At 42.3% G+C, this 13695-nt stretch carries 12 protein-coding genes; 7 read left to right on the top strand and 5 right to left on the bottom strand.

Annotated elements, in window-relative coordinates:
• The first annotated feature begins 47 nt into the window (after nt 1–47).
• Nucleotides 48–1604 (top strand): aldehyde dehydrogenase family protein, encoded by a 1557-nt coding sequence (locus QZT69_RS05095; RefSeq protein ID WP_294671234.1) that lies wholly within the window; start codon nt 48–50, stop codon nt 1602–1604.
• A 67-nt stretch (nt 1605–1671) separates the two neighbouring features.
• Here QZT69_RS05095 and QZT69_RS05090 read toward each other — a convergent pair whose 3' ends face one another.
• A complete protein-coding gene (locus QZT69_RS05090; protein ID WP_294671232.1) occupies nt 1672–1875 on the bottom strand; it encodes a YwbE family protein in 204 nt (67 codons plus the stop codon).
• Between the two features lie 99 nt (nt 1876–1974).
• On the opposite strand from QZT69_RS05090, the gene QZT69_RS05085 reads away from it, so the two are divergent.
• Nucleotides 1975–2556 carry a DUF1990 family protein gene (locus QZT69_RS05085; RefSeq protein ID WP_294671229.1) on the top strand — a complete coding sequence of 194 codons (582 nt, stop codon included), beginning with the start codon at nt 1975–1977 and terminating at the stop codon, nt 2554–2556.
• Complete coding sequence (locus QZT69_RS05080; protein WP_294671226.1) at nt 2553–3146, top strand: CHAP domain-containing protein; 594 nt, start codon at nt 2553–2555, stop codon at nt 3144–3146. Before QZT69_RS05085 ends, QZT69_RS05080 begins: the two co-directional genes overlap by 4 nt.
• A 19-nt stretch (nt 3147–3165) precedes the next feature.
• Here QZT69_RS05080 and QZT69_RS05075 read toward each other — a convergent pair whose 3' ends face one another.
• The 3 genes from QZT69_RS05075 to QZT69_RS05065 all read right to left on the bottom strand — a co-directional run bounded on the left by QZT69_RS05075 (nt 3166) and on the right by QZT69_RS05065 (nt 8194).
• On the bottom strand, nt 3166–3900 hold the full coding sequence (locus tag QZT69_RS05075; RefSeq protein WP_294671224.1) for a hypothetical protein: 735 nt from the start codon (nt 3898–3900) through the stop codon (nt 3166–3168).
• Between the two features lie 96 nt (nt 3901–3996).
• Complete coding sequence (locus tag QZT69_RS05070) at nt 3997–6444, bottom strand: TonB-dependent receptor (RefSeq protein ID WP_294671220.1); 2448 nt, start codon at nt 6442–6444, stop codon at nt 3997–3999.
• Between the two features lie 31 nt (nt 6445–6475).
• Nucleotides 6476–8194: an ABC transporter substrate-binding protein gene (locus QZT69_RS05065; protein WP_294671217.1), complete on the bottom strand. Its 1719-nt coding sequence runs from the start codon at nt 8192–8194 to the stop codon at nt 6476–6478.
• A gap of 253 nt (nt 8195–8447) precedes the next feature.
• On the opposite strand from QZT69_RS05065, the gene QZT69_RS05060 reads away from it, so the two are divergent.
• A complete protein-coding gene (locus QZT69_RS05060) occupies nt 8448–9254 on the top strand; it encodes a hypothetical protein (RefSeq protein WP_294671214.1) in 807 nt (268 codons plus the stop codon).
• Nucleotides 9255–9370: 116 nt separating this feature from the next.
• Nucleotides 9371–9769 carry a methylmalonyl-CoA epimerase gene (gene mce / locus QZT69_RS05055; protein WP_294671211.1) on the top strand — a complete coding sequence of 133 codons (399 nt, stop codon included), beginning with the start codon at nt 9371–9373 and terminating at the stop codon, nt 9767–9769.
• Between the two features lie 25 nt (nt 9770–9794).
• On the opposite strand, the gene QZT69_RS05050 is transcribed toward mce, so the two are convergent.
• Nucleotides 9795–10424: an HAD family phosphatase gene (locus tag QZT69_RS05050; protein ID WP_294671209.1), complete on the bottom strand. Its 630-nt coding sequence runs from the start codon at nt 10422–10424 to the stop codon at nt 9795–9797.
• Nucleotides 10425–10461: 37 nt separating this feature from the next.
• On the opposite strand from QZT69_RS05050, the gene QZT69_RS05045 reads away from it, so the two are divergent.
• Together QZT69_RS05045 and QZT69_RS05040 are read left to right on the top strand one after the other, a co-directional pair.
• Nucleotides 10462–10806 carry a hypothetical protein gene (locus tag QZT69_RS05045; RefSeq protein ID WP_294671207.1) on the top strand — a complete coding sequence of 115 codons (345 nt, stop codon included), beginning with the start codon at nt 10462–10464 and terminating at the stop codon, nt 10804–10806.
• Nucleotides 10807–10963: 157 nt separating this feature from the next.
• The gene (locus QZT69_RS05040; RefSeq protein WP_294671204.1) at nt 10964–13687 is read left to right on the top strand and encodes a 2-oxoglutarate dehydrogenase E1 component; all 2724 of its coding nucleotides are present in this window, start codon (nt 10964–10966) and stop codon (nt 13685–13687) included.
• Nucleotides 13688–13695: the final 8 nt, after the last annotated feature.

Below are 13695 nucleotides of genomic sequence, written 5' to 3'. Positions count from 1 at the left end.
ATTAGTCCGTAAAATTGTGTAATTTTGCACAAACTAATCGAAAAGGAATGTCAGCAACAGCAACAGATCTTGGAATACAAGAAACATTAAAAACATTGGGAATTGAAGCGGTAAACCGCGGAGCTTCCACAGGAGGATATTGGTTTAACACACGTGGAGCTCAGATCGATTCAATTTCACCGGTTGACGGACAGGTGATCGCATCGGTTTCTTCTGCAACAGAAGCAGAATACGAAGCAGTTGTTTTGAAAGCCCAGGAAGCATTCAAATACTGGAGAATGATCCCTGCTCCAAAACGCGGAGAAGTGATTCGCCAATTGGCAGAAAAAATCCGTGAAAAGAAACAAGCTCTGGGTGAATTGGTTTCTTACGAAATGGGGAAATCATTACAGGAAGGTTTAGGAGAAGTTCAGGAAATGATCGATATCTGTGATTTCGCAGTAGGTCTTTCCCGTCAATTATATGGTCTAACTATGCACTCTGAGCGTCCGGGACACAGAATGTACGAGCAGTACCACCCGCTTGGGATTGTAGGGATTATTTCTGCATTTAATTTCCCGGTAGCGGTTTGGAATTGGAACACGGCCCTGGCTTGGGTTTGTGGTGACGTTTGTATCTGGAAACCATCCGAAAAAACACCTTTGACAGCAATCGCTTGTCAAAAATTGACTCAGGAAGTTTTCGAAGCAAACGGAGTTCCGGAAGGAGTTTCCTGTTTATTGATCGGTGATGCCGAACTGGGAAAACTGATGTCAAACGATACACGCATTCCATTGGTTTCCGCAACCGGTTCTACTCGTATGGGTAAAGCGGTTGGTGAAGCAGTTGGAAAACGTTTGGGACGTCACTTATTGGAATTGGGCGGAAACAACGCGGTAATCATTACAGAAAGTGCTGATTTGAAAATTGTAGTTCCGGGAGCTGTATTCGGTGCAGTAGGAACAGCAGGACAACGTTGTACTTCTACACGCCGTTTGATCATCCACGAATCTGTTTACGATAAAGTAAGAGATGCGTTGGTAAATGCATACAAGCAATTGAAAATCGGGAATCCTTTGGACCAAAACAACCACGTGGGGCCGCTTATCGATAAAGATGCTGTAGCTGCTTACCAGAATGCATTGGTACAAGTTGTTGAAGAAGGTGGAAAAGTATTGGTTGAAGGCGGTGTTCTTTCAGGAGAAGGATACGAAAGCGGATGCTATGTAAAACCTGCAATCGCAGAAGCTCAAAATACATTCAAGATCGTTCAGCACGAAACATTCGCACCGGTATTGTACTTAATGAAGTATTCGGGTGGTGTTGAGAACGCAATCGCACTTCAAAACGGAGTTCCGCAAGGATTGTCTTCGGCAATTATGACCAACAACCTGAAAGAAGCAGAAGCTTTCTTGTCACAAGCAGGATCTGACTGTGGAATTGCAAACGTAAACATCGGTACTTCAGGTGCTGAGATCGGCGGAGCTTTTGGTGGTGAAAAAGAAACCGGTGGCGGACGTGAGTCAGGATCCGATGCATGGAAAGTATACATGCGTCGTCAGACAAACACGATCAATTACACGGATTCATTGCCATTGGCACAGGGAATCAAATTTGATTTGTAAAATAAATTCAATATCAATAAACACGTAGGCACGCGATTAATCGCGTGCCTACGTGTTTTATAAAAGTTCAATCCACGTCACTCTCCAGGATTTCGGTCACACGACCAACGAGTTTATCCACCGTCATGATTTTGATCCCATGTGGATGGGAAGGCGCGCTTGTAAGGATTGATTTCACAATTCCTTCCGTCAGCTCACCACTTGCCTGGTGTTTCTTCTGAACAAATAATACCAGCATACCCGGTTTGATGTCTTTTCTCAATGGTTTCATGATTCAAAGTTACAGAGTAGTGATGAAAAATTTTTCATGACTAAAAAATTATTCAGAATAGTATATTTGAAGCAATGATTACATAAAATATCCCTTTCCATGAAAATCGCTTTATTCAACCAGAAAAATCGTTTCAAAAAGTACTTGGAAGAACTGAAACAAGTTCCTGTTATAGCTTATGAACGAAGCGCTCTGATTGAAAAAATCAGTTCTATCAAGATCTCGGGTGTCTCGCATTTAAACCAGCTGAATCTAGCATTTTTCTTCGATTACCGGATTTTCCCTGAAAACATTTTGTCCGGATACCCGCAATGGCGCGACGAACAAAGAAGCATCCAGGCCGGCGACACCATTTTGCAGCAGGTTTACCTTCCTCCTATCCCGAAATTTTCTCAAAAAGCACTATTCGGAGTTCGGATCAAGGAAGTTATCCGGGAAGAAAACCGTTTGGGCTTTAGTTACGAAACACTAAAAGGGCACGTGGAATGCGGGATTTCGTATTTCATAATGGAAGAAACGGCCGGAAAGATCTTTTTCAGAATCCAAACTTTCTCCAAACCTGGAAATCTCCTCACCCGGATGCTAGGACCCGTTTTCTCCATTCCCTACCAAACTTACTGCACTAAAAAGGCTCTGAAACACGTTAAAAAGAGCATCGAACTTCAACTTCCTCACACATGAAAAAAGCCCTCTTCCTATTACTCGCTATTGCAGCCACGAGTGCGCTGGTCATTTTCCTTTACCAAAGAAATGCAGGTTATTCCCCGCATAATTATAAAATCGGTGACCGACTCGACAGTCTCAACCACGTAATCGTATACTACAACGGCGGAATGGGAAATGTCAGCGGAAGGAACACTTCTCCCGACGGATATAACATCGGTCTGAAGTATCAATGCGTAGAGTTTGTCAAAAGGTACTACTACGAGTATTACAAGCACAAAATGCCGAATGCTTACGGAAATGCCATTGACTTCTTTGACAGGGGACTGAAAGACGGAGCATTAAACAAAGATCGCGGCCTGATCCAATATACCAATCCGAGTAAGAGCAAGCCACAGGTCGGTGATCTGATCATCATGGATGCCACCTTAACGAATGAATACGGGCATGTGGTGATTGTTTCCAACGTCACAGACGACGAAGTGGAGATCATCCAACAAAATGCCGGGAATCCGGATCATCCCAGGGATGTGTTCGACCTCGAACAAGCAGATGGATTGTGGGAAATTGACCACTCGCGAATTTTGGGGTGGTTGCGTATGAGGTAGGACGCGATTAATCACGTACCTACTTATAAACCGTATCTCTGAAATAAATCGTGTTGTTTTTCACCTCAAAACGAAGATCATACTTCCGCGAACCGATTTCCTCATCCATTTCGGTATCCCGGACTCTTTCATGAACGTGCATCACAATATTTTGCGGGGATTTAGACTCTATGGTAAAATCGCATCGAACAGGATTATTTTCCCGGTTAGAGCTTTTCCATACAGCAACAGCGAAATCAAGACCTCTGTCAACCATTTTTCCATTCAAGCTAAACACCACCGGTGAATTAATACAATTCCTGCCTTCAGTAATTATTCGGGAAAGAAAAATGTAGTCTCCCGACCGAATCAGCAATTTGTTCAATTCATACCCACATTCTCCATTCGCTATCGGAATTAATCCATGACTAACCATTCTGAATCCTTTTTCCCTGGTTTCGGTCATGCGGAAAAACGGGTAATGCGTTTCCACAGCATTCTCCAAATAGCAGCTTGCTATCCAAACATCCGTACCAACTCTTAAAAACGATGCTAAAGTATCTGCTTCGTCATAACCGGAAAGATCGTACTTATTCAACAATTTGAGTGAGAAATCGCGCTCCAGTCGCTTTAGTTCTTCGGCATTCAGATAGCCTTTCTGTTCTTTGAGTTTCTCAAAGAGCTTTCCGTCGTTGATCTTCCTTTGCCTTTTGGGGCTGTTGCAGGAAAAAATCAATACAAAAACGAGTAATCCGTATATCCAGCTGTTTCTCATGTTGATCTCAAAAGCCTACCGCATCCTAATCATTGTCAGAGGCGCATATCACATTAAAGTACTAAAACTTTTGAATTTTTAATTCATCATTTTGAATTATTCCATCCTTTTCCCACTTGCCAGCTTAAAACTGATCCGGTAATAGAAAATCGGCAGGAATCCCAATTGCGTCTTCTCAGCCAACGGCTCTTTGCTCGGATCTGCCAGGTCAGGCGCGTAAGCCAAACCAAGGATATTTCGTGTGTTCAGGATATTCACCAAATCCAAACCGATTTCATGGGTTACTTTCTTCGCGTTCATTTTCCAGCTGATCTTTAAATCTGCCCGGAAATAATCCTTGAACTGACGCGTATTGAAAGCGGAATCACTGAAGATCAATTCTTTTTGAGCTGTTGTAGCCGGAAGATTGATATAACCATAGCGTTTTCCACCTGCTACTGTTACTTTCCCGCCCAAACCAAGCGTGTGCTTTTTCCCCAATTTGAATTCCTTCCCGAACAACACGTTTGCCGTATACAATCCGTTGTAGCTGGTATTTCGTTCAATACCGTCACTTCCTTTGTATTTACTGTCGTAGATGGAAACGGTTGTCAGCACATAAAAACTCTTGTCGAAGAACTTTTGCAGGGTCAACTCCAATCCATAGTTCATACCCGTTCCGGTATTTTTCAAAGTATCCGGGAAGAAACGGGCAAATCCGCTTCCCTGGTTGATCATGGAGAAAGAAGACGGTTGAACGGTAACCGGAACTTCAAACAAGTACTGGTAATAGATTTCCGTCTTGAACTGGAACCCTTTTTTGAAATTCTTCTCGTAACCCAACGCCGAATGCATTGATCGGGTGAACCCCATATTCTTATTGTGGTAAATCTTATTTCCGGAGGCATCCTTTAAATGGTAGGTATAGATATAATATGGCTGAGTTTGGCTGTGAAGTCCTGCACCTGCGAACAATTTCTGATTTCCTTTCATGGACCATTTCCAACCTAAACGCGGTTCAACAGGGCTCAAAGAATTGCTGAATGAATAATACTGCGCATGGAGTCCGGCTGTGAAATCCATGTTTTCCGTGATGCGGTATTTCCACTGGAAGAAAGGCTGTACCAAAACACCACCCTGACCTTTGTAATCCCAGCGGTTGATGAATCCTGTTCCCAAGGTATTCAAAACACTGTCTATCATTTTGAAGGTTAAGAAATCGGCATTCAATCCTACTTTGATAATGTGCTGTTTCCCGATCTTGTGGTTGATGCTGAACATTCCGGAATACTTAGCGATCTTGAAATCATATCCCATGATGGGGTAAATACTGTCAACGGAAATTTTGACTTCCGGTTCACCACCATTATGGGTCGTATCCAAAGAACGGTTCAGCAAATCGTGGTGTGAATGCTGATCTTCAATACTTCCTGAAAAAGTAGTTGTCAGGAAGGTTCTTTCGGAAAGCGATTTCTTATAAGTCAAGCCGGCAACAGCCATTCCCGTCCCGAAATACTGATCGCGGTCACCCTCTCCGTATAATTCTTTCGTATACTCTGTTTGTTCGGAAACCAGGATCTTGATATCACTTTTCCCGCCGATTCCCCAAAGCGAAAGCTGTCCACCTTTTTTAAGCGGGAAATTGAATTTAAAGGCACCGTCACCATAAACCGGAACAGCATCCGTCCCGATGCGGATTCCCATAAACTGGAACAAGCTCAATGTCGAATAACGGCCCATGATCAGGTAACTCGCATTCGTTTTTTTGCTCAGCGGACCCTCTGCCAATACTTCCGTTCCAAGGAAACCGAACTGACCTGTAAACTCATGTTGTTTGGAGTTCCCGTTTCGCAATTTCAAATCGAAAATTCCCGAAATAGAGTTTCCATATTCAGCCGGGAAAGCCGACATAAAGAAATCCGAATTCGCTAAGCTTTTGTTGTTGATGATAGAAACCGGTCCGCCCGAACTTCCGGAAACGGAGAAATGGGAGGGGTTCGGAATATCTATTCCTTCGACTTTGTACACCACTCCAAGCGGAGAATTTCCACGAACCACAATATCATTGCGGGAATCATCCGCACCCTGGACACCCGCAAAATTGCTGGCCATACGAGCGGGATCTCCACGTGATCCGGCATACCGTTCTGTTTCTTCTACCGAAAACTGTTGCGCCGAAACAGTAGCCATTTCATTTTTGACTTCTCCCTGTTTCTGTGCTACAACAACCACTTCTTCTACTTCACTTATCCGTTCTTTGACCTTGATCTCCAAAACAGTCTGCCTCCCTGAATTGACTTCCACGGATGCCGAGTAATTTTCATAGATCGTAGATTTAACGGCTAAAAGATATTTTCCCACCGGAACATTCAGGAATTCGAAAACACCATCATTGTTGGTCATTGTTTTCAATTTCGAACTATCGGAAAGACTGATGATGACCTGTGCTCCAAAAACCGGGAAATCCGATTCCGAGTCCAAAACAGTACCACGAACAGTTTGGGTAGGCTGTGCGATCAATACGGATACGAACGCACAAAACAATACGGTAAGGATAGTTTTCATTCTTTGGTTATATCAACCCGTAAATATACACTTATTGAATAGACTTCAAATATTCTTCTTTCGTCCACTCTTTGATATATACCCGGCGCAGGTCCAAAAATTCCATCGGATTATTCTTCAGGTTGCGTACACGCGAATAGCTGAGTGTGAAATCGTTGGCATACCAAAGCGGAATGATCGGAGGATCTTTCATCAACTCAATTTCGGCTTTGGAGAACAATTCCAGTCTTTTCTTCGTATCTGCCGAACGGCCTTGCTCAAAATACTTATCGAACAATGGATTCACGTAACGGGATTGGTTTCCGCTGGATGGTTCGTCTTTGGATTTCGGGACGATTTTTCCGTAAAAATTCCCCAGGAACGTTTCCGGACTTGAATAGTCTGCTACCCATGCTGTGCGGAACATATCTCCCCTTCCCATGTTTCCGTCTTCATTTCGCTGCTCGAAATTTGAACCGTCAATGTTTACATTAATTCCCAAAGTCTGGTAGATCTGGTCGGCCAATTCTTCCGCAACAGCCGTATTCAAATCACTAATATCCAATCTCAGGTCCACACTTCCAAATCCTTTCCCATCCGGGTAACCTGCTTCGGCCAATAGTTTTTTAGCCATTTCAGGATTGTAATCATAACCGTACTTTTTGATTTCTGAAAAATTGTATCCCTTGAACACAGAACCGATTGGCGGAGTAATTCCATAAATCCCATATTCGTAATATTGATTTCGCAATACATTATCTGCCAGACGTTTGCGGTCAATTGCATAGTTGAATGCCTGTCTTACGCGAACATCCTTAAAACGCGGATCATTCATATTGAAGAAATAGTACTGAGTAGTTAATAAAGGATTATTGTACAACTCCTTCAATGGAGGCTGTGCATTAAAATCTGAAATTCGTCCTTCCAGCATTTCCGTAATTCGCGAAGTAGGTAATCCGGAAATCAGTGAAGTCTTTCCCTGTTCGAACATTTCCAGTTGCTCCAGTTTCCTGGTCTGAACATAGAAAACTACCGAATCCAGGTATGGAAGTGCATTTCCTTTGTTATCAACCATGTAATAATCCCGGTTCTTTAACAGAATATACGTTTCATCCTCAGAAGGCTTGGTAAAACAAAACGGTCCGGTTCCTACCACATCTGTTTCCTTATTCGCTTCAACGATTTTTCTCGAAACAATGCTCGCACTCAGGTTAGCCAATTTATTGATGTATGTTTGGTCCGGATTCAATAAAGTGATTTCGAACTGGTTCTTCTTGACTTTTATTCCACTGATGGATTTTGCTTTTCCCTCGTAGAATTCCTTCGCTCCTTTGACCTGGTTGGAAAGCAGGAACAAATACGCGGCTGTTGGATTTCCTTCCGCATTCGGCTTACAGGCTTTTTCAAAAGTGAACAGGACATCATCAACAGTCAGCTTTCTGTCATCCATGGATCCGAAAACCGGGTTGTCGTGAAAGAATACATCATCCCGAATGGTGAAGGTAAAAACAGTTCCATCTCCATTAATACTCCATTTTTCGGCGATTTGCGGCTGCAGGGAAAGATCTTCCGCATTGAAACTTACCAATCCTTCCATGACCTGTGAAAGCAATTCAAAAGAGTAAACATCATTTACTTCCCTGGCAATAAATGTCGATGGCGTATTATCCAAAGCCATTTTAAAACTTCCTCCTGCAAACTCAAATTGTTTTTTATCTGAACCGCATGATGTAAGAATAAGAATAAGTAAAACTACAGGAACTAATTTCATAGTAGATGAAGGATTTATCAATACAAGAATAGAAAAAATCTTTTACTAAAATAACTTAAAAAAACAAAATGTCCATATACCAAATATTAAGTTTTTGGGCCATATAATCGACGAACGGTCAATATTTCATGATAAATTAACTTTTCGGGTGGTTGAAAAGAAAAAAAATTGTAATTTCGTAATGTAAAATGTTGGTAATGTAAAAAATAGCTATTATACTTGCCACAGTTTTTAGTGTAGCTACTAGATAAAAATGAAACAATTAAAATTAATCTTACTTTGCTCTTTTGCGTTACTGCTAAGCTTTTCAAGCTCAGCGGTTCTTTCCATTGAAGGAAGTTATCAGGGTAAAAATCTTTACGTTCAAAATCCGGAAGACGGTGACGGTTTTGGTTTTTGTGCGACAAAGGTTACAGTAAACGGTGACATCCTTCCTGGTGGAACAGCCATATCGGCATTCGAAATTGACTTTTCTCTTTTCAATATAGAAATAGGTGAACCTGTATTTATAGTTATAGAACATAACGATGGATGCAAACCAAAAATCTTAAATCCGGAAGTATTACTTCCAAGAAGTACTTTTAATACCGTTGACATCCAGATTCAGAACAACGGAATGCTTACCTGGAAAACCACTAACGAACAAGGAAAACTTCCATTTATTATTGAACAGTACCGCTGGAACAAATGGGTGAAGATCGGGGAAGTTCAGGGAAAAGGCACACCGGGAACAAACAGCTACGAATTCCTCGTTGCACCTCATTCAGGAGAAAACACGGTTCGTGTGGTTCAAATCGACCACTCAGGAGCTAAAAGAAATTCCAAAGACGTGAAGTTTACTTCTTCGGTACCAGTGGTTGTCAAGAATCCGGTCAAGGTTAAAGATCAAATCAACTTTACAGCTTCCGGAAAACCGATCGAAACAAAGTATGAGATCTACGACGCCTACGGGAACATCGTCAAAAAAGGAATCGGTTCTTCAGTTCCATGTTCAAACCTATTGAAAGGAGCTTATTACATCAACTTCGACAACAAAACAGAGAAATTCTTTAAGGGATAAAAACCTTTGAAAATCATATTGAACCCCGACGATAAATGTCGGGGTTTTTGTTTTATAATCAGTTGTCACGCGATTAATCGCGTGACAACTTTGATACTTTTCTTATCTTCGAATCCATGAATAAAATCGAACACATTGGAATTGCTGTCAAAAACCTCGACGAAGCAATCAAGACATACACCGAGCTTCTTGGTACCGAATGTTATAAGACCGAAGCAGTAGAAAGCGAAGGTGTGAAAACCGCTTTCTTCCGGGTGGGAGAATCAAAGATCGAATTGCTGGAAGCAAGTAATGAAAACAGTCCCATCGCTAAATTCATCGAAAAGAAAGGCGAAGGAATCCATCACATTGCCTTCGATGTAACAGATATCAAGCAATCCATGAATAATCTGGCGTCGAAAGGATTTCAATTATTAAATGAACAGCCGAAGAATGGAGCAGATAACAAATTAGTAGCATTTCTGCATCCGAAATCTTCCAACGGAGTATTGGTGGAGCTTTGCCAGGAAAAGTAAGGAGATAAAACTCTTCTGGTTTAGATTAAGAACGAAAAAAAGGCAGTTCGAAAACATCCTGGTTTTTTTCCAACAAAAAAGCCTCTATTCCGGCTAACTTTGCTCCTTCGATATGTTGCGGACTGTCATCAATGAAAATGGTCTTTGCCGGATCGAGATTATTCTCCGAACAGACAAACTCAAAGATTCTGGAATCCGGTTTACGCATCCCGACAGCAGATGAGAAGTATGTTTTCTCAAAATACTGCTCCAGGTTTTTATGTCCAACCGTTTTTTCCAAAGATCTTCTAACGGCATCAATGTGCAGATCATTGGTGTTACTCAATAGAAAAAGACGGTATTTCCCGGAAAGCTCTTCCAAAAACCGCAGCCTTTCTGCCGGAAAGTCAAGGATCATTGCTTCCCAGGCATGCACCACCTGGTTTGCGGTAGTTCCGGGAGGTAATAAATCCAGCAGGCGGTTCACAAAGTGGAAAGAAGAAATTTCACCGATTTCGTAACGATCAAAGAGGTTTACTTGCTGCAGTTGGGAATAGGACTCGCCAAAATTGGCCATTCCAAGAGAAATAAAGGCTTTTTCTGTTAAATCGTAATCCAAATTCAACAAAACTCCTCCCAAATCAAAAATGATTGCTTCTTTTGAGTTATTAATCATGATGCAAAGGTAGCAAGTTCACATCAATGACTGGATTATGGAAGAAAAAGATTTAAACGCACTCGTCCGGAAACTTCAATTGCGATTGAGCCAGCGCAAACTGCTTGAAAAACTGCAGGCCCAAATCCAAAAAGACTTTCAGCGTTCGGGAATAGGTGAATTCGAGCTCAGGAGCGCCGATCCTGCAGCATGGAACCAGGAAATCCGGACCGTGCTTCAAAAACTCAGCGAAAGCGAATTGCAGCACCTGCTCTATTTAATCGACATCCCGGAACTGATCCTGGTACAAACCAATGACCATGAAAACCGGCTCTTTTATCTTTCCAATGCTATTCTGCACCGCGAATTGATGAAAGTGTTCTACCAAATCCAGTTTAAATAAAAGAAAAACGGGGGCAGAATTGAGATTTAATCCGTGATAAACGAACAATCTTTCAGCCTTCGAACAATATATACCATTTTTGCATTTTTTTATAGTGATTTCCTACTCGCGCTTGGACTAAAAGTTATAACTTTACCCACCATTATAGTGCACCAACATGGATAAAGTGACGTACGTCGGAAATGCAGATGTAAATGCGATAGATCATTTATATCAGTCCTATTTGAAAGACCCTGAAAGCGTGGATCTTAGCTGGCAAAAATTCTTTGAAGGATTTGATTTTGCCCGCACGAACTTCGAAGACGGCGGTGATATTCCTGAAAATTTTCAGAAAGAATTTAAAGTAATAAACCTGATCAACGGGTACAGAACCCGCGGACATTTGTTTACGAAGACCAATCCTGTTCGTGAGCGCAGAAAGTACGAACCCACGTTGGCAATCGAAAATTTCGGATTGGATGCATCTGATTTGGACACTGTTTTCCAGGCAGGGGAGCAAATCGGCATCGGAGCAGCAACATTGCGTGATATTATCCAGGACCTGGAGCAGTGTTATTGTCAATCCATCGGTATTGAGTACATGTTTATGCGTGAGCCGGAACGTTTGGAATGGTTCAGAAACAGCATCGAAGTTAAAAACCGCCCGGTTTTTGATGCTGAGCGTAAAAAACACATTTATAAAAAATTAGTTCAGACTTCCAATTTTGAAGCCTTTTTGGGTAAAAAATATGTAGGTCAGAAACGTTTCTCCGTTGAAGGTGGTGAATCATTAATTCCGGCATTGGATGCTTTGGTTGAAAAAGGTTCGAGCCTGGGAGTGGAGTATTTCGTAATGGGAATGGCTCACCGCGGACGTTTGAACACATTAACGAACATCTTCCAAAAACGCCCTCAGGACATCTTCTCCGAATTTGAAGGAAAAGAATTTGATGCTGACGGTGCTTTTGACGGAGACGTAAAATACCACCAGGGATATACCAGTTCCACAACTACAAAGGATGGAAAAGAAGTTGGTTTGACCTTGGCTCCGAACCCATCCCACCTGGAAGCCGTTGACCCGGTTGTTCAGGGAATTGCACGCGCAAAACTGGATGCTCATTTCAAAGATGAAAACAAAGTTTGTCCGGTGATGATCCACGGTGATGCAGCAGTTGCAGGACAGGGAATCGTATATGAAGTAATTCAGATGGCATTGCTTGACGGATACAGAGCCGGCGGAACTATCCACATTGTGGTAAACAACCAGGTCGGTTTTACAACAAACTTCCACGACGCACGTTCATCCACTTATTGTACTGACGTAGCAAAAACGACATTAACTCCCGTTTTTCACGTAAACGGAGACGATATTGAAGCGGTGATCCAGACCATTGAGATCGCCATGGAATATCGTCAGAAATTCCACCGTGATGTATTCATCGATTTGTTGTGCTACCGTAAATACGGACATAACGAAGGTGATGAGCCTAAATTCACGCAGCCGAACTTGTACGATATTATAAAAAAACATCCGAACCCGAAGGTGATTTACCAAAAGCAGCTAATTGCGGAAGGTATTTTAACAGAATCGGAAGCGAAAAAAATCGAAGATGAGTACAGCGAATATTTGGAAAATGAGTTCGAAACAGCCCGTAAGAATGAAAAAGCTGTCGTTTGGGATTTCTTAAGCAAAACCTGGGAAGGTTTCCGCCACAGTACTCTTGCAGATTTTGATTCAAGCCCTGAAACCGGTATTCAAAAGGACAAATTATACGAGCTTGGAAAAAAACTAGCAACGCTTCCGGAAGGAAAAAAATATTTCACCAAGATCCAGAAAATCTTCAAGGACCGTCTGGCGGCAATTGAAAACAACAACCTGGATTGGGGAACTGCAGAAATGCTTGCGTATGCAACGCTTTTGGAAGAAGGAATTCCTGTTCGTATTTCGGGACAAGATGTAGAGCGCGGAACATTCTCCCACCGTCATGCAGTTGTAAAAACAGAAGACAACGAGGAAGAGATCGAAACCCTGAACATGCTTTCAGACAAGCAGGCTCCGTTTACGGTTTACAACTCTTTGTTATCCGAATACGCAGTTCTTGGTTTTGAGTACGGTTATTCGTTAGCTACTCCGAAAGGATTAACGATCTGGGAAGCGCAATTCGGGGATTTCTTCAACGGTGCACAGATTATGATCGACCAGTTCATCACTGCGGGTGAAGACAAATGGTCTACTCAAAGTGGTTTGGTTATGCTTCTTCCTCACGGATACGAAGGTCAGGGAGCTGAACACTCAAGTGGCCGCATGGAACGCTGGTTGCAGCAATGCGCCGATGAAAATATCCAGGTCGTAAATACCTCTACGCCGGCAAACCATTTCCATTTGCTTCGCCGACAATTAGCTCGTCCGTTCCGTAAACCATTGGTGGTTTTCTCTCCGAAGATGATCCTGCGTTTACCTGCCGCGACTTCCACCCTGGAAGAAATGGCAAGCGGTTCTTTCCAGGAAGTAATTGATGATCCGAACGGAAAAGTTGGCCAGGTGGATACGTTGGTTTTCTGCTCCGGGAAATTCTATTACGAACTAAAAGAGAAAGCTGCAGATATGGGTGTTGACAATATGGCGTTTGTTCGTATTGAACAATTGTACCCCTTACCGCAAAAACAAATTGATGCGATCGTTGCAAAATACAATGCGAAAAATGTCGTGTGGGCTCAGGAAGAACCTGCTAACATGGGAGCATGGACATACATTGCAATGAACCTGAGACATATTCCGTTTAAAGGAATTACCAGACCTGCATCAGCAGCTGCGGCAGAAGGTTCTAAGAAATTACACGAGCGCCGCTTGAAACAATTGTTTGCAGACGTATTTCAATTCGCTTCTGTAGCAGCTAAATAAGATTATTA

The sequence above is a fragment of the uncultured Fluviicola sp. genome, from assembly GCF_902168135.1.
Taxonomy (GTDB): Bacteria; Bacteroidota; Bacteroidia; order Flavobacteriales_D; family Crocinitomicaceae; genus Fluviicola.
Note: the sequence above shows the minus strand (reverse complement) of the source record. Positions and strands in the feature narration are given on the sequence as shown.